Origin of the sequence: Demequina aurantiaca, assembly GCF_000975135.1 — a bacterium.
GTDB lineage: Bacteria > Actinomycetota > Actinomycetes > Actinomycetales > Demequinaceae > Demequina > Demequina aurantiaca.
This window is the reverse complement of record NZ_BBRF01000001.1, coordinates 14,054-28,780: the sequence shown is the minus strand read 5'-3', so window position 1 is coordinate 28,780 and position 14,727 is coordinate 14,054. Positions and strand designations below refer to the sequence as shown.

At 65.3% G+C, this 14,727-nt stretch carries 16 protein-coding genes; 10 read left to right on the top strand and 6 right to left on the bottom strand.

The window, feature by feature from the left end:
- Window positions 1–57 precede the first annotated feature (57 nt).
- From AOP73_RS00135 to AOP73_RS00120, 4 genes are read left to right on the top strand one after another with little or no spacing between them, the layout of a single operon-like run.
- Window positions 58–336, top strand: coding sequence for an SAV_915 family protein (locus tag AOP73_RS00135; RefSeq protein ID WP_061962654.1), 279 nt, complete (start codon window positions 58–60; stop codon window positions 334–336).
- Complete coding sequence (locus AOP73_RS00130) at window positions 333–626, top strand: hypothetical protein (protein ID WP_061962653.1); 294 nt, start codon at window positions 333–335, stop codon at window positions 624–626. The genes AOP73_RS00135 and AOP73_RS00130 overlap by 4 nt, the downstream gene beginning before the upstream one ends.
- Window positions 623–1,840, top strand: a complete 1,218-nt coding sequence (locus AOP73_RS00125; protein WP_061962652.1) for a putative T7SS-secreted protein — start codon at window positions 623–625, stop codon at window positions 1,838–1,840. Before AOP73_RS00130 ends, AOP73_RS00125 begins: the two co-directional genes overlap by 4 nt.
- Entirely contained in the window at window positions 1,837–2,607 is a 771-nt protein-coding gene (locus AOP73_RS00120) for a hypothetical protein (RefSeq protein WP_152650484.1), read from the top strand. Before AOP73_RS00125 ends, AOP73_RS00120 begins: the two co-directional genes overlap by 4 nt.
- 204 nt (window positions 2,608–2,811) lie before the next feature.
- On the opposite strand, the gene AOP73_RS00115 is transcribed toward AOP73_RS00120, so the two are convergent.
- The 4 genes from AOP73_RS00115 to AOP73_RS00100 form a co-directional block, all read right to left on the bottom strand.
- Window positions 2,812–3,366 (bottom strand): nucleotidyltransferase family protein, encoded by a 555-nt coding sequence (locus AOP73_RS00115; protein WP_061962650.1) that lies wholly within the window; start codon window positions 3,364–3,366, stop codon window positions 2,812–2,814.
- 119 nt (window positions 3,367–3,485) lie between these two features.
- On the bottom strand, window positions 3,486–3,842 hold the full coding sequence (locus tag AOP73_RS11830; RefSeq protein ID WP_152650483.1) for a hypothetical protein: 357 nt from the start codon (window positions 3,840–3,842) through the stop codon (window positions 3,486–3,488).
- 70 nt (window positions 3,843–3,912) lie between these two features.
- Window positions 3,913–4,203 (bottom strand): hypothetical protein, encoded by a 291-nt coding sequence (locus AOP73_RS00105; protein WP_061962648.1) that lies wholly within the window; start codon window positions 4,201–4,203, stop codon window positions 3,913–3,915.
- A gap of 83 nt (window positions 4,204–4,286) precedes the next feature.
- Complete coding sequence (locus tag AOP73_RS00100) at window positions 4,287–5,330, bottom strand: NAD-dependent epimerase/dehydratase family protein (RefSeq protein ID WP_061962647.1); 1,044 nt, start codon at window positions 5,328–5,330, stop codon at window positions 4,287–4,289.
- Window positions 5,331–5,488: 158 nt separating this feature from the next.
- On the opposite strand from AOP73_RS00100, the gene AOP73_RS00095 reads away from it, so the two are divergent.
- The 4 genes from AOP73_RS00095 to AOP73_RS00080 all read left to right on the top strand — a co-directional run bounded on the left by AOP73_RS00095 (window position 5,489) and on the right by AOP73_RS00080 (window position 8,037).
- Entirely contained in the window at window positions 5,489–6,340 is an 852-nt protein-coding gene (locus AOP73_RS00095; protein WP_061962646.1) for an aldo/keto reductase, read from the top strand.
- A gap of 81 nt (window positions 6,341–6,421) precedes the next feature.
- A complete protein-coding gene (locus AOP73_RS00090; protein ID WP_152650482.1) occupies window positions 6,422–6,895 on the top strand; it encodes a DUF2975 domain-containing protein in 474 nt (157 codons plus the stop codon).
- Complete coding sequence (locus AOP73_RS00085) at window positions 6,895–7,143, top strand: helix-turn-helix domain-containing protein (RefSeq protein WP_061962644.1); 249 nt, start codon at window positions 6,895–6,897, stop codon at window positions 7,141–7,143. Before AOP73_RS00090 ends, AOP73_RS00085 begins: the two co-directional genes overlap by 1 nt.
- A 39-nt stretch (window positions 7,144–7,182) precedes the next feature.
- Complete coding sequence (locus AOP73_RS00080; RefSeq protein ID WP_061962643.1) at window positions 7,183–8,037, top strand: PhzF family phenazine biosynthesis protein; 855 nt, start codon at window positions 7,183–7,185, stop codon at window positions 8,035–8,037.
- Window positions 8,038–8,112: 75 nt separating this feature from the next.
- Here the strand turns inward: AOP73_RS00080 and pgi are convergent, their stop codons facing one another.
- Window positions 8,113–9,792, bottom strand: coding sequence for a glucose-6-phosphate isomerase (pgi, locus tag AOP73_RS00075; protein WP_061962642.1), 1,680 nt, complete (start codon window positions 9,790–9,792; stop codon window positions 8,113–8,115).
- 146 nt (window positions 9,793–9,938) lie between these two features.
- Here pgi and AOP73_RS00070 point away from each other — a divergent pair, with 146 nt between their 5' ends.
- Window positions 9,939–11,507, top strand: coding sequence for a bifunctional phosphatase PAP2/diacylglycerol kinase family protein (locus AOP73_RS00070; protein WP_061962641.1), 1,569 nt, complete (start codon window positions 9,939–9,941; stop codon window positions 11,505–11,507).
- A gap of 19 nt (window positions 11,508–11,526) precedes the next feature.
- Here AOP73_RS00070 and AOP73_RS00065 read toward each other — a convergent pair whose 3' ends face one another.
- Window positions 11,527–12,480, bottom strand: a complete 954-nt coding sequence (locus AOP73_RS00065; protein ID WP_061962640.1) for a serine/threonine dehydratase — start codon at window positions 12,478–12,480, stop codon at window positions 11,527–11,529.
- A 91-nt stretch (window positions 12,481–12,571) separates the two neighbouring features.
- Here AOP73_RS00065 and ligA point away from each other — a divergent pair, with 91 nt between their 5' ends.
- Window positions 12,572–14,701, top strand: a complete 2,130-nt coding sequence (ligA, locus tag AOP73_RS00060; RefSeq protein ID WP_061962639.1) for an NAD-dependent DNA ligase LigA — start codon at window positions 12,572–12,574, stop codon at window positions 14,699–14,701.
- Window positions 14,702–14,727 lie beyond the last annotated feature (26 nt).

Sequence of the window (14,727 nt, the reverse complement as noted above, 5' to 3'; positions counted from 1 at the left end):
CTGGAGGTACGGCATATACTCGTCGCAACGGAGAGCTGAAAAGGGACAATACGGCGCATGGACGACAAGACGATAGTGCCGCCGGTGCTCTACGTGCCGGTGCGTCGAGACGGACAGGGGTCGGTGGAAGTGATCACCATGCCCATGGACAATGGCGGCGCGGCCCTGCTCGCCTACACGGCGCTCGACCGCCTCGCCAAAGGCTGTGGCGCGGGCCAGGCCTGGGTGACCATCTTCACGTCCACGCTGTCCACGGTGAAGGAAGAATCGCCTTTCGACGCCTTAGCCTTCGACGTCGAGTTCCCCGGTGGGCTGGCTAAGGCAATGAGCTCATGAGTGAAATTTCGATTGACGGCGCCCGCATCCAGTCGCTCGCCGAGGATCTCCAGCCCAGCATCGACGATGTGTACGAGAGTCTCGGTGGGACTCCCGGCGTCGATGGGGGCATCGCGGCTAACATGATCGCGCTCATCACTTCCGCGGCGGCCGAGGGTGCGCAGACCGTCCCGGACTCCTACCTGGCACTGATGGCGCTGGTCAAGGAGGCCGTCACAGACTTTACTGCCACGGAGGAATCAGCGGCGCAAGCCTTGCGAGACTACGAGTCGCAGATTGAAGATTCATGAGTCTCGACACCACCATTCACGGCGATCCGGAATCCATTCACGACCTTGCGGACTGGCTCGACAACGTCAAGTCGGCCATTAAGACCGCGGACGTGCAAATGACGTGGGTCGCCACCGAGGCGTCCTACGCGTGGAGCGGCAGTGCGGCGATGGCCTTCCATGAGGCGGTCCAGGCGCTGAGGCGGTCCCAGTTCCCTGTGGCCGACTACCTGCGCGACGCCGTCGAGGTTTTTCGCTCCTACGCCAACCGCCTGAGCCGGGGGCGGGAGTACTTTGCCGAGATTCGGGGGTCGGCCCAGGGGGTCGGCTTGATCGTGAACGGGAATGTTGTCGAGTACCCCATGACCCGTCTGACGTATTGTCCGGACCTCAACTCGCCGTACACTCCGCCGCCGGGCCCCGCGCCCTCATACTTCATTGCATCGAATGGTTACGTTCCGAACCCGAATATGTCTCCCGATGTCAACGAGTGGTACGGCCACCAGTACCGGTTGTCGGCTTACAACGACGCGTCGAGCAAGGTCGGCACGTGGGAGGGCGAGCTGGACAAGTGGCTCGCGGAACACATGGCTCCACTCATCGGTCGCGTGGAAGAAATGTCCGACGCCGCCAAGACCTTCGCGGCGCTGCGGACAGGCTCGGAGTCGACTGTGGCCGCCGCGCTCGAGGGAAGCAGCGCACACGTGGACGTGAAGTTGAAAGAATGGCGCGCGGAACAGGGCGTTTTCAGCGACATCGCCAACGATGCCCGAGATGCCGCGCGTTCCGGCAATCCGGCGCGACGTGCCGCCTACGAGGCCTTTGACTTCTCGGGAAGTGACCTCAAAATTGGCGACCTCGAAGTCAAGATTGGCAGCGTTGGCCACTATTCCAAGATCATTCCCATCGTCGGCAACGTGGTGGACATTTCCTTGGCGGGCTACGACATTGCCGAGGGCGCTTCCGAGTCGTCCGTGATTGCGGAGCTCTTTGGGGGCGCGGCAGCTGGAGCGGCCGGAGCGGCTGGGGGCGGCGCTATAGCGGCCGCCCTTGGCTCCAACCCCGTGGGCTGGATTGCGGCGGGTGCAGTCGTGGTGGGGTGGGCAGGTAGCGAGGCCGCGTCCTGGCTGTGGGAATCCACTGTCGACCTCGATACTCGTGAATCGGTCGACTACTGGCTCGAAGAAAATGTGTTGTGGGACTCCACCTCCGGCACCCTCAAGACAGGACCATGATGCTCCCGACTAGATTGCGGGTTTCGCTCGGACGCACCGCCCCTAGCGAGACCCTGCGCCCACTGAAGACGTGGGTCATTCCCGTGCTCATTGTCGCGTTGGTGGTGTTGGCCGCCTTCGCCATTGCAGACTCGGGTGAGACGCCTCTTTTCTTGGTGGTCGCGTTGGCAGTGGTGGCGTTGGCGGCGATCCTGGGATCCATGACTGGGCTGTGCTGGCTGTCGCCCAAGGTCGTGAATGTCGAGCGCAGTGAGGGACCCCTGGTCATGACGCCCCCGGTGGCCCTGCAGATTCTGGTGAATCTCATGGCGGGGCTCGCGCTGCTGTCCGTCGTGGTGCTGTGGGTGCAACCGGATCAATGGGCGGATGCACCCTTCTACACCCGCGGCGTGATTTTGGGAGGGCCGGTGGTGGGTGCGTTCATGACCGGGCAGACATTGCTGTCGCTGCGTCGGCCCGCTGGACTTGGCTTGGATGACTACGGCTTGCGCGGGGTGAGGGGCGGTCCTCACGTGGCACTGAAGTGGTCGCAATTGGCGGACATCAGGGTGATCGAGGTGAAGAAGACTCGGACCTTGGTGTTGGTGACCGTCGACGGTCCAGTACAGGTGAAGGAGGGAACACTGAGCGGCGACGTCTACGCGGTCGCGACGGTCGTGGCCTACTACCTGCACCACCCAGATGAGCGCGCCCGACTGAGTACCGGAGTTGATGCTGTCCGTCACGTCGAGGCCGAGGTGCGGGCCGGGCAGTTTGCCGCCCTCTGACAGAACGCTACCGCCGCATGTATTGACATCGACATCATGCTTGTCAAGAAATAAATGTCGGTTGCGGATTTCTCGACACGAGTGGGGCTTGACGATGAAGGCATCAGGTGCCCGGCAGCTGCCCCGAGCTCCCCGCGTTGGCTCTTGAAGCATGGCCACATTGCTGAGCTCGAGTCCAGACGCCCCTTGGGGGGGTGCCTGCGCCTACCTACCAGGTGAGCCGTCGCCCAGGTCGGTGCAGTTCACCTCGACGGTGAGGTGCATGCGCATGTAGTCGCGCGCTCCCGCGTCGCCGTGAGCCGCGGCCGCGACATCGCGCCAGTGGTCGCGACCTATGAGCACGGGATGCCCGGGCTCGCCATCAAAATTGGCCCGCGCCAGCGCCTCACGCCCGTCGTTTGCGCCAGCGGCGATGATTCGCATGCCTGCAGTAGCGGTCTGCTCGGGAAGCTCAACGAGGGTCAGCAACACCGCATCGGCCGCAGAGGTCGCCGCCGCGGCGAGCCCCACACGTATTGACGCTGCCTGGCCCTCCTCCCAGTCGGTGGCGATGACGGGAAGGGCACGTGGAGGAACCAGGTGTGCCGCGGCATCTGCCTGCGCTCCCAGCACCACAATGACCTCGCGGCAGCCGGCGTCGCGGAGAGCATCGCAAGCGAGCGTCACCCACGGCACACCCTCCGGAGTCTTGCTGAGCGCTGGGGGCCCTTCCGCACGCGATCCCGCACCTGCCGCCAGCACTACTCCTGTCACGTCCATGCCACCCATCCTAGGATGAGTGCGCGGTGCATGGCCGAGTGCGACGATTCAATTAGCCGCGCGCTGAGCGCTGGGCCGATGCCGTTGCGGCTTTCGCTCCCACGGACGCCGCTCGACGCCTATTGCACAGCGGTAAAACTGATCGCGCCCGCGACGTCGTGCCAGGCCGCGGTGGCCAGTTCGTCGTCCTGATACATCGTCCATGTGAGCGGGGTGACGATCCAGCCGCGCTCCCCGGCGTCACGAGCCGCCTGGTCGCTCTGGGACGGAGTGAAGGTCCGCCATGCGAGGAAGAACCCAACTGCCAACACCACCGCGATCGCAACAAAGATCATCCAGACCTGTGGTCGCGCACTCGCCGGCTGCGAATCATCCCCGTGGGGTGTGACACCGGGGATGCGAGGATCCGACGCGGGCGTCGATCCATGATGTGCGGCCGGTATGGTGCGGCGGTAGGACGACATGAACCCTGGCATCTGACCTACCTCCGCTCTGTTCGGATGCTTCGATCCTACGTGCGCGGGTGCGGGCGCGTGGAGGAATCAGTCAGGTGGGAGGGTTCTCGCCGAATTTTGCATCGACCACGTCATGCCAGGCGTGGTCGTCGGCGAGTCCAGTGCGCACCAGCAGGTCTCGCCAGTCCTCCCGTGCATGCTCCAAGGCGTCGTCAAACATGGACCGGTTGCCGCGCGCCGCCATCAGGATCGCAGCATGGACGCGTTCGGCATCGACCTGCGGGGAGACGGCTACGCGCTCGAGTGGACTGACCATCATGGGTGCGGCGGCCCCAAAGTCAGCGTTGAGTTGCTCGACGATGCGCGCGCTGGGGATGGGCATGGGCTGAAGTCTGGCACGCCTCACCCTGCGTGGGTGACCGTTGTGCGAGAGCGCTCGCGGCCGTCGAGGTGAGTCGCCAGCGTCTACCGGCGGCGCGCGCGACGCGGACGCAGCGGGGGGCTTGCCGTGCCGGCTCCCTCGACTATTCCATCGAGGACCTCGGCCACAGTGTCGAGTGCCGTGTGGCGAGGCTCCCACCCGAGCACGGACCGTGCGCGATCGGTTGACATCAGGGTGATGTTTGCCGACATGTCTACCCATCCGGGGCTGACGGGAACCACGCGCGAATTCCACGCTGCGGACACGGCCGCCCTCACCGCAGGCGTCGGCGTCCGCTGAAGTCGGCCCCCGGAGAGCAGGCTTGCGATCTCGGGGCCTCCCAGCACGTCGTCCGCCGCCACGTTCAGCGCCCCGCCGGGCCTGGCCCTCACCGCGCCAACGTAGGCTCGCGCCACATCGTCTGCGTGTAGCGCTTGCACGCGGGTGTGATCGGGCCAGGTAGTGATCGGAAGGTGACCGCTGAAGATGGCGGGCGGTACCAGGGGGCCGATGAAGTAGCGCATGATCTCTGATCCCGCATCGCGCTGGAAAATCAACGCAGGCCGCAGGCGGGTAATCAGCACCTCAGGATGGTCGTGCTCGTGTCGATTGAGAAGGTGTTCAAGGTCGGCCTTATCGACGCTGTACTCACTCGTCGGGATGCCCCTCGTAGGCCAGCTCTCGTCGTGAAGTTCGTCGTCGTGGCTTGGCGAATAGGCGCCCACTGACGAGGCAACCACAACGTGATCGACGCCGGCGGCACGTGCGGCCGACAGCACCCGGGAGCTCCCCAGAATGTTGGTCCGGCGCAGTCGCTCGCGGTCGTGATTGGGCTGAATCGCCCACGCAAGATGGATCACTGCGGAGGCGCCCTCCATAGCCTGGGCAAGTGTCCGAATCACCCGGTCACCGTCGCGTGCGCCGATGTCGACGCTGGTCCAGGTCGCCACGTCATAGGGCGCAGGTGGCGTGCGGCGAGGAATGCGTCGAGCCACCGCAGCTACCTCGGTGACGTCGTCCGCCGCGCGAAGCGCACGCAACACGGCCGTTCCCACGTTTCCGCTGGCTCCCAGGACTACGACCTTCATGGTTTCTCCCAATGCTGGTGATAGACAGATGCCGTGACGATGCACGAGCACATCGCTGGGTTCAACACCTTCGCCCACCAAGTTATGCCGAGTGGACGAAGCGCAAGGTTCCCAGCGATGAGCGGAATAGCACAGTCCCCGCACCTGTTGGCCCAAGCATGACTTCCTCTCGCGCGACATCATCCATCAAACTCAGCGACGGCACGTCCATTCCCCAACTCGGGTTCGGTACGTTCCAGGTTCCACCGGCCGATGCCGTGGAGACGGTGGGCGCCGCGCTTGACGTGGGATTTCGCCACATCGACACTGCCCAGGGGTATAAGAACGAGGCCGAGGTGGGCGAGGCCATAGCCAACTCTGGCATCGCCCGCGACGAGATCTACGTGACAAGCAAGCTCACCAACAGCATGCACGCGCGTGACGACGTGATGCGCTCCTTCGACGAGACGCTCGCGAAGCTCCGCCTGGACAAGCTCGACTTGTTCCTCATCCACTGGCCGCTGCCGACGCGGTATGACGGTGACTTTGTTTCCACGTGGAGGGCCATGCTCGAGCTGGTCGAGGACGGCCGTCTCACCTCCGCCGGGGTGTCGAACTTTGAGCCCGCGCACCTGACCAAGATCATCGACGAGACCGGCGCGACTCCCGTGGTGAACCAGATCGAGGCTCACCCGTACTTCCACAACAACGCCGCGCGCCAGGCGTCTCACGACCAGGCGATCGCCGTCGAAGCTTGGGGCCCTCTTGCCCGGGGCGAGGCGCTCGACGATCCCATCGTGAAGGCCATCGCCACAGAGACCGACCGCGCGGCCTCACAGGTGGTCCTGCGCTGGCACGTGCAGCGCGGGGACATCATCTTCCCCAAGTCGATGCACCGCGAGCGTATGGCAGAGAACCTGGCCATCTTCGACTTTGAACTCTCCGACGACCAGATCGCACGCATCGACACGCTGGATAGGGGCGAGGATGGGCGTCAGGGACCAAACCCGAACACTTTCGACGCACTCTGAGCGAACCCTGCTCGCTCGCGAGCGTGCAATGTCGTTCGTCAAGGTCTTGACAAGCGATAGATATCTATCGATAATCGAGACGTGAGTCAATGGGCGCGGAACGTACTGTGGATGCTTCTTGGCCTGCTTTTCGCGGGGTCCATCCTCGCGCAGGTGCTGGTGCCGCTGCTGGCTGAGGAAGAGGCTCAAGGTATCGCTGAGGTTGCTCACCTGGTAGTCCCCTATGCGATTGCCGGCATTCTCGCAATCCTTTGTGGTCAGGTGGCGCTCGTCATCATCGGCCGTCTGCTGCTGTTTGTCGCGGACGACCATATCTTTACGGGGCCCGCGTTGAGATGGGTGGACGGCATTATCTGGTGTGCGGTGGTCGCCACTGTCATTTGCTTCGCGGTGCCTGCTCATCTGCTGAGCACACAAGGAGGCGGGCCGGGGATCGTCCTGTTCGCTGCCGGGGCGCTTACTGCGGGCGCGGCCTTTGTGTTGCTCATGGTCGTGATGCGCGGTCTGTTGCAGGCGGCCATCTCCAACCGTGACGAGCTCGCGGAGGTGATCTGATGGCCATCGTCGTCGATATCGACGTCATGCTTGCTCGCAAGAAGATGTCGGTCGCGGACTTCGCCTACGCCATAGGCATCAGCCCTGCCAACGTCGCGGTTCTCAAAAATGGCCGCGCTAAGGCGGTCCGCTTCACGACGCTCGACTCGATTTGCGAGGTGCTTGAGTGTCAGCCGGGAGACGTGCTGAGGTGGGAGCCGGACAAGGCTCAGCCCGCATCATCACGACCGCAACGAGGGCCCAAGTAAACCTCACTGGTCCTACCGAATCCCAGTAGCGTGGCAAGTATGGCGACCTTTCCGTTTTGCATGGTCGACGTATTCCCCTCTGACGTCGCGTTCTCCGGCAACCCGCTCGCAGTGGTGCTTGACGCGGAGGGTCTCTCCACGGCACAGATGGCCGCGTTCTCCGCATGGACCAACCTGTCGGAGTGCACCTTTGTGCTTCCACCCACGGATCCCGGTGCCGACTATCGCGTGCGCATTTTCTCCCTCACCGCCGAGCTGCCCTTTGCCGGTCACCCCACGCTGGGCACAGCGCGTGCCTGGCTCGACGCGGGAGGCGTGCCGCTGGCGCCTGGCCGAGCGGTTCAGGAGTGTGGCGTGGGTCTCGTCCCCGTGAGGATCGACGATCAGGAGCTGGCATTTGCCGCCCCGCCGTTGGTCCGGTCGGGCGCGGTGGACGACGCCGACCTCGCCGATGCGCTCGCGATCCTGGGGGTGAAGGAATCCGAGGTGGTCGAGTCAAGGTGGGTCGACAACGGGCCCGGCTGGCTTGGAGTGTTGTTGTCCAGCGCCGATGCTGTCCTCGCCCTGGATCCCGACCTAGCCGCCCGAGCGGGGCAGCGCAGCATCGGTGCGGTTGGCCTGCATGACGAAGACAGCGAAGCACATGCTGCGATCGAGGTACGCGGCTTCTTCAACGACGGCGGCGGCCCGCTACGGGAGGATCCCGTCACCGGCAGCCTGAACGCCTCGATTGCCCAGTGGCTGACGGCGACCGGTCGGTTGTCTGCGCCGTACGTGGCGCGCCAGGGGACGATGCTGGGCCGGGACGGGCGCGTGCGTGTCACCGAGGGCGATGGCGACCTCTGGATCGGCGGCAATGTTGTCGCGCGCGTCTCTGGAAATGTCGACCTCTAGTCGCCGTCCCGACGGACACAACGATGAGGGGTCGAACGCCATCGGCGTCCGACCCCCAATCCGTAAGGCGTGTGGCTACTTGCGGTTGGCCTGGTAGTAGGCGATGAGTGCCTTGGTGGACGCGTCCTGGTCGGCCAGCGCAGCTGCATCACCCTGGATGGCCGGCGCAATCTGGACGGCGAGCTGCTTGCCGAGCTCCACGCCCCACTGGTCAAAGCTGTTGATGCCCCAGATGACGCCCTGTGTGAACGTGATGTGCTCGTAGAGCGCGATCAGCTGGCCGAGCACCTGAGGGGTGAGCGCGGGGGCAAAGATCGAGGTGGTGGGCTTGTTGCCCGCGAACGTGCGTGCGGCGACGAGCGCACCCTCGGTGCCTTCGGCCTCGACTTCGGCGGCGGTCTTGCCGAACGCCAGCGCCTTGGTCTGCGCCAGGAAGTTCGCGAGGAACAGCGAGTGCGCGTCTTGGTCGCCGTCCACCAGGGGATAGGCGGGGTTGACCACGGCGATGAAGTCCGCGGGGATCAGCTTGGTGCCCTGGTGAATGAGCTGGTAGAACGCGTGCTGGCCGTTGGTGCCGGGCTCGCCCCAGAACACCTCGCCGGTCTCGGTGGTGACGGGCGAGCCGTCCCAGCGCACCGACTTGCCGTTGGACTCCATGGTGAGTTGCTGCAGGTACGCGGGGAAGCGGTGTAGTTGTTGCGCGTAGGGAAGCACGGCGTGCGACTGTGATCCCAGGAAGTTGCCGTACCAGACGTTGAGCAGGCCCATCAGGACGGGCACGTTCTGCTCGAGTGGGGTGGTGCGCACGTGCTCGTCCACCGTGTGGAAGCCCGCGAGCAGGTCGCCGAACACGTCGGGACCCAGCGCGATGGACAGCGACAGGCCGATGGCTGAGTCGACCGAGTAGCGCCCGCCCACCCAGTCCCAAAAGCCGAAGGCATTGGTGGGGTCGATGCCGAAGGCCTCGACCTTGTCGAGTGCCGTGGAAACCGCCACAAAGTGGTGGGCCACAGCATCGGCGTGGGAAGCATCGTCCCCGGAAATGGCGCCGGAGGCGGCCAGCGCGTCCCACAGCCACTGGCGCGCGAGGCGCGCGTTGGTCAGCGTCTCGAGCGTGGTGAACGTCTTGGAGGCGACGATGAACAGCGTGGTCTCGGGATTCAGTCCCTTGAGCTTTTGCGCGATGTCAGTGGGGTCGATGTTGGACACGAAGCGTGCGGAGATGCCCGCGGTCGCGTAGGGCTCGAGCGCCTCGTAGACCATGACGGGGCCCAGGTCCGAGCCGCCGATGCCAATGTTCACGATGTGCGACACGCGCTTGCCGGTAACGCCGGTCCACTCGCCCGAGCGCACGCGGTCCGCGAACTCGGAGACCTTACCTAGGACCTCCTGGACGTCCGCATCGATGTGCTGGCCGTCCACGACCAAGCTGGGTGAGGCATCGGCCGGACGGCGCAGGGCCGTGTGCAGGACTGCGCGGTCCTCGGTGGTGTTGATGTGCTCACCGGCGAGCATCGCGGCGTAGCGCTCGGCGACCCCGGTCTGGTCGGCGAGTTTGACCAACGACGCGAGGATGTCATCAGTCACCAAATTCTTAGACAGGTCGACGTGCAGGTCGCCCAGCGGCAAAGACATGCGCTCGACGCGCGAGGCGTCGGACGCGAACCACGCGCGCAGATCCGGCTCGAAGGACTCGTGGTAGGCAGTCAGTTCCGCCCAGGCAGAGGTGGACGTGGCATCGATGGGTGCGTTCATGCCTCCTATGCTAGCGACGCGCGCAGATAGCTAGGCCTGCCACGACTGGCCGATGGTGTTGAATGGGGCAAGACGCGAATGAACCAGGTGCAATGCGGCACGGAGGGTGATTCGCGGCTGGAACGTGGAACGGCGGCAGAGCACACATGAGCAACTCCTTGGCGACAAAGCTGAAGTCGAGTCGGCTGGAGGTCATTGTGCTCGTGGTGGCCGCCGTGTGCTACCTGGCACTGTCGGCGTTGGTTCGTGACGGGTGGGCGGATACCCACATGGACACGTGGTTGCCCGTGCCGACCATCTCGCCCCGCTCGCCCCTGGGCCAAATACTGCAAACTTTCTCGGTCATTACTCAGCCCTACGTGATGCTGGTAGTGACCGCCGTGCTCGCGGTACGGGCCTTTCATCAGCGTCAACGTCGGCTCGGATTTGCCCTTCTGGTCGCCTTGCTCGGCCTCCCGATATGGGAAGTAGCCCGACACCTGGTGGAGCGCCCGCGCCCGCAGTCCGCCTTCAGCGAGTCCATCTCCGCGACGGGGTATGCGTATCCCGCGGGGCACACGCTCGCGATGACGCTCCTTGCCTGGGTATTCGTGGCGGTCTCGAGCGCACAACTGCGCTCCGTGGGCACGTTGCGGCGCTGGCAATTCTGGGGGGTGGTGGCGGTTCTGGTGGTGGCCGTTGACCAGTTCCTCATGGGGGTGCAATACCTCTCCGACCTCGTGGCCGGTGTGCTGCTCGGCCTGACGATGGCGACCGTCTCGCTCCTCGTCAGCCGATTCGAGGGCATCCTGCCTGGTGGCACGGTGACGTCCCGGCTGCCCAGTTCCGGCCGCCACCCTGGAGTGATTTACAACCCCACCAAGGTGCTCGATCTTGAGGACTTCCGTCGCCGGCTGACGACCGTCTCGCGCTACAAGGGTTGGGAGGCGCCGACGTGGTGGGAGACCAAAGCCGACGACCCGGGTGCCGGCATGGCAGCCGATGCGGCGGACCAGGGAATGGATCGCGTCTTGGTGGCGGGCGGTGACGGTACGGTGCGAGCAGTCTGTACGGCGATGGCCGGGCACGAGATTCCCGTCGCCATCGTCCCGGCCGGGACGGGAAATCTCCTTGGACGCAACCTCAGAATCCCTCTCGACGAAGGAGAGGCGACGGCGCTCGCGTTGCAGGGCTTCCCGCGGCGCATCGACGTGGTGAGGTTCACGTCCGGGGAGGCCGCGAATACGTTCGTCGTGATGGCCGGCGTGGGGCTTGACGCGCAGATCATGCGCGACACCAACCCCAAGATCAAGAAGATGGTCAAGGGCGGCGCCTACGTCCTTGCCGGCGCTCAGCAGGTCAGCAACGCGGAGTTCCACGCCACGGTGACCTTGGATGGGAAGGTGGTCCACGACGGCGATGCCGCCATGGTCTTGGTCGGCAACGTTGGCAAGCTCCAGGGTGGGATCGACCTCATTCCCGGGGCCGATGCATCCGACGGCCTCCTGCACGTCGTCGTCGCCCAGGGCCAGGGTGTGCTCGGTATGGGGCGGATGCTCAAGGCGTTGAGCAAAGGCAAGGACAGCGCAGCGATTCGGCACTATGACGGTCGCCGCGTGACGGTAGAGCTGGACCGGCCGGTACCGTACCAACTCGACGGCGACGTCGAGGGGGACACGCGGTCCTTCGAGGCGGAGATCGACCCCGGCGCGTTGTCCGTTGTGGTTCCTCGCTAGCGACGCCTCGGGACGGTCGCTAGCTGACGGGTGCCACCACGTTCGCGCCGCACAGCATGACGCCGATGCGGCTGCCGGGCTCGGGCACCCAGCGCCCGGTCATCAACGCGGCGAACGGTGCGGCAACGCCCGGCTCGACGATCACCCGCAGCAGCCGCCACAGGCGGGCTTGGGCCGCTGACACGTCGTGGTCGGTCACGACGACCGACTGAACGTTTGCCTCGTTGAGGGCGCGCCAAGGGACGTCGCCGATGCGCCGGGCGCCCAAGTGGTCCGCCGCCACCCCGGAGATGGGCACGTCCACGGGGTGACCTGCCTCGACGGCGGCGGCGAAGGAGGCCGTTCCCACCGTCTCGCAGCCCACAATCTGCATGCGGTCCCCGCACCACGCGGCGGCACCTCCCGCGAGGCCGCCTCCGCCCACGGCGAGCAGCATCGCGTCGAGCGGACGACCTTGCGACGTGCGGCTGTCAAGGTCGAATTCGCGCGCGCACGTGCCGGCACCCGCCATCACGATCGGGTCGTCGAATGCCTCGATGGACGTCGCATGGTGCTGTACGAGGTAGTCGGCGGCTGCGTCCTTGGCATCGCCGTAGGTCTCGCCGATGCTGTGGATGTGCGCGTCCAGGCCCACCAACCTGTCGATCTTGGAGGGGTTGGCGGTCGTGGGCACAAAGATGTGGGCCTGGTGGCCGAACTCCCGGGCTGCGTAGGCGACCGCCGCCCCATGGTTGCCGCCCGATGCCGCGACCACCCCGGCATCGGCGATGGGTTGTGTGGCGACGTAGTGACACGCGCCGCGTGCCTTGAAGGCGCCGGTGACTTGAAGGAACTCGAGCTTGAAGACAAGGGTGGCGTCGACGCCGATCGCCGAGCCCGGGACCTCAATCACGGGAGTATGGCGCACGTGTGGCTCGATGGCCGCCGCGGCTTGCTCGATGTCGTCGGGAGTCACGTGCTGCGCGTTGGTCATCTGCCCATTGTGTCGCTGTATTGCCTGGTGCGCAGGACAGACGGTGGCGTGGGTGCCTGCATGCGTCGGTGCTTCATGGTGAGATAGTCCAGTGAGCGACAACAGCCAAAACCGACCAGCGGACGATGCCCGTGCTCGGCACCAGGAATTGGTTCAGGAGATCGAGGCGCACCGGGCGGCGTACTACGGCGACGACGCTCCGGCGGTGTCCGACGCCGAGTACGACGCGCTCGAGCGCGAACTGCGCGACCTCGAGGCATTGCACCCAGAGTTCGCGACTCCCGATAGCCCCACACGCACGGTTGGTGCCGCAAGCGTGCCCACCGGATTCGCGTCGGTCAAGCACCGCGAACGGATGATGAGCCTCGACAACGCCTTTGGGATTGACGAGGTGGAGGCGTGGCTAGCGCGCGTGGGCAAGGAGGCCGGCGACGAGGAGATCGTATGCGAGCCCAAGATCGACGGTCTGTCCATCTCGCTCACCTACGTCGACGGTGAGTTGACGCGGGGTGTGACCCGCGGTGACGGCACGACCGGAGAGGACGTGACCGCGAATGTGAAGACGATTTCGACGATTCCCGCGCGCCTCACTGGAGCCGCTCCCGCCCTCGTGGAGATCCGCGGCGAGGTATTTCTACCCGTCGCCGCGTTCGAGGAACTCAATGCGAGGCTGGTCGCCGAAGGCAAGGACCCGTACGCGAATCCCCGCAATACGGCGGCTGGTTCGCTGCGTCAAAAGAACTCGGACATCACCGCGAGCCGCCCGCTCGACGTGACGACGTATGCACTCGGTGCCCTGGACTGGGGGGACACTCCAGTCGACGAGCGCGCGTCGACGCAGTCCGGTATCTACGACGTTCTCGCGGACTGGGGCCTACCCGTCAGTGGATTCACCGCCGTCCTGCGCGGCCGTGGGGCCATTGAGGACTACTTGGCCGACCTCGAATCAAAGCGCCACGACCTGGTGCACGAGATCGACGGTGCGGTGCTCAAGGTGAACAGCCGCGCGGCTCAAGCGGAGTTGGGGTTCACGAGCCGAGCCCCGCGCTGGGCAATCGCGTACAAGTTTGCGCCCGAGGAGGTGCACACCACGCTCGAGGACATTCGCGTGGACGTGGGCCGCACGGGTCGCGTGACCCCCTACGGAGTCATGACGCCCACCGTCGTCGCCGGATCCACGGTGACGTTCGCGACGCTCCACAACGCCCACGAGGTGGCCCGCAAGGGGGTTCGCATCGGTGACACCGTCGTGTTGCGCAAGGCGGGAGATGTGATCCCGGAGATCGTGGGACCGGTCGTCGCGGCGCGTACCGGCGACGAACGTGAGTGGACGATGCCGGCGAACTGCCCGTCCTGCGGGACCGCATTGGCTGAGCAAAAGGAGGGCGACAAGGACCTGCGCTGCCCCAACTCCGAATTTTGTCCGGCACAGATCGTGGACCGCATCGCCTTCATCGGCGCGCGTGGGGCATTCGATGTCGAGGTCCTGGGAGAGAAGGCCGCTCACGCGCTGGTCGAGTCTGGCGTGCTCGCGAATGAGGCGGGGTTGTTCTCGCTCACCGAGGATGACCTGCGACGTGTGCCACTGCTAACGTACGAGGCTGACCAGAAGCTCACCAAGAAACAGGTCGAGGCGGGTCAGACCGGCCGCCGAGCCGGTGACGTCTCCGCCAACGGGCTCAAGTTGCTCGCCAATCTGGAGCAGGCCAAATCGCAGGCACTGTGGCGCGTGGTGGTGGCGCTGAGCATCCGGCACGTCGGGCCAACGGCATCGCGCGCGCTCGCGACGGAGTTTGGCTCGATGGACGCCATACGGGCGGCCGACGCTGAGACGCTCGCCGCAGTCGAGGGCGTGGGCCCGGTGATTGCTGAGGCGGTGGTGCAGTGGTTCTCAGTGCCGTGGCACGTCAACATCGTCGACAGCTGGGCCGCCGCAGGCGTGCGGATGGAGGACGAGCGTGACGATTCGGCGCCAGCAACACTTGCTGGCCTCACGATCGTCGCCACCGGCTCGCTTGAAAACTTCACCCGTGACTCCGTCAAGGAGGCGATCATCGCGCACGGCGGCAAGGCAGCATCGTCCGTTTCCAAGAACACCGACTACGTGGTGGCGGGAGCCGGCGCAGGGTCCAAGGCGGCGAAGGCCGAGCAGCTTGGGGTCACAATCCTCGACGAGGCAGCGTTTGAGGTGCTCCTGGAGCAGGGTCCCGAAGCGCTCTAGCCACGCAAAGGAAAGAGCGTGTCGGA

What these genes read in the sequence shown, in the direction of transcription:
- AOP73_RS00120 (WP_152650484.1), top strand. Translation starts at nt 1,837, where the DNA reads ATGATGCTCCCGACTAGATTGCGGGTTTCGCTCGGACGCACCGCCCCT.
- AOP73_RS00080 (WP_061962643.1), top strand. Translation starts at nt 7,183, where the DNA reads ATGGCGACCTTTCCGTTTTGCATGGTCGACGTATTCCCCTCTGACGTC.
- AOP73_RS11830 (WP_152650483.1), bottom strand. Translation starts at nt 3,842, where the DNA reads ATGCCAGGGTTCATGTCGTCCTACCGCCGCACCATACCGGCCGCACAT.
- AOP73_RS00070 (WP_061962641.1), top strand. Translation starts at nt 9,939, where the DNA reads ATGAGCAACTCCTTGGCGACAAAGCTGAAGTCGAGTCGGCTGGAGGTC.
- AOP73_RS00095 (WP_061962646.1), top strand. Translation starts at nt 5,489, where the DNA reads ATGACTTCCTCTCGCGCGACATCATCCATCAAACTCAGCGACGGCACG.
- AOP73_RS00125 (WP_061962652.1), top strand. Translation starts at nt 623, where the DNA reads ATGAGTCTCGACACCACCATTCACGGCGATCCGGAATCCATTCACGAC.
- AOP73_RS00115 (WP_061962650.1), bottom strand. Translation starts at nt 3,366, where the DNA reads ATGGACGTGACAGGAGTAGTGCTGGCGGCAGGTGCGGGATCGCGTGCG.
- AOP73_RS00085 (WP_061962644.1), top strand. Translation starts at nt 6,895, where the DNA reads ATGGCCATCGTCGTCGATATCGACGTCATGCTTGCTCGCAAGAAGATG.
- pgi (WP_061962642.1), bottom strand. Translation starts at nt 9,792, where the DNA reads ATGAACGCACCCATCGATGCCACGTCCACCTCTGCCTGGGCGGAACTG.
- AOP73_RS00135 (WP_061962654.1), top strand. Translation starts at nt 58, where the DNA reads ATGGACGACAAGACGATAGTGCCGCCGGTGCTCTACGTGCCGGTGCGT.
- AOP73_RS00065 (WP_061962640.1), bottom strand. Translation starts at nt 12,480, where the DNA reads ATGACCAACGCGCAGCACGTGACTCCCGACGACATCGAGCAAGCCGCG.
- AOP73_RS00105 (WP_061962648.1), bottom strand. Translation starts at nt 4,203, where the DNA reads ATGCCCATCCCCAGCGCGCGCATCGTCGAGCAACTCAACGCTGACTTT.
- AOP73_RS00100 (WP_061962647.1), bottom strand. Translation starts at nt 5,330, where the DNA reads ATGAAGGTCGTAGTCCTGGGAGCCAGCGGAAACGTGGGAACGGCCGTG.
- AOP73_RS00130 (WP_061962653.1), top strand. Translation starts at nt 333, where the DNA reads ATGAGTGAAATTTCGATTGACGGCGCCCGCATCCAGTCGCTCGCCGAG.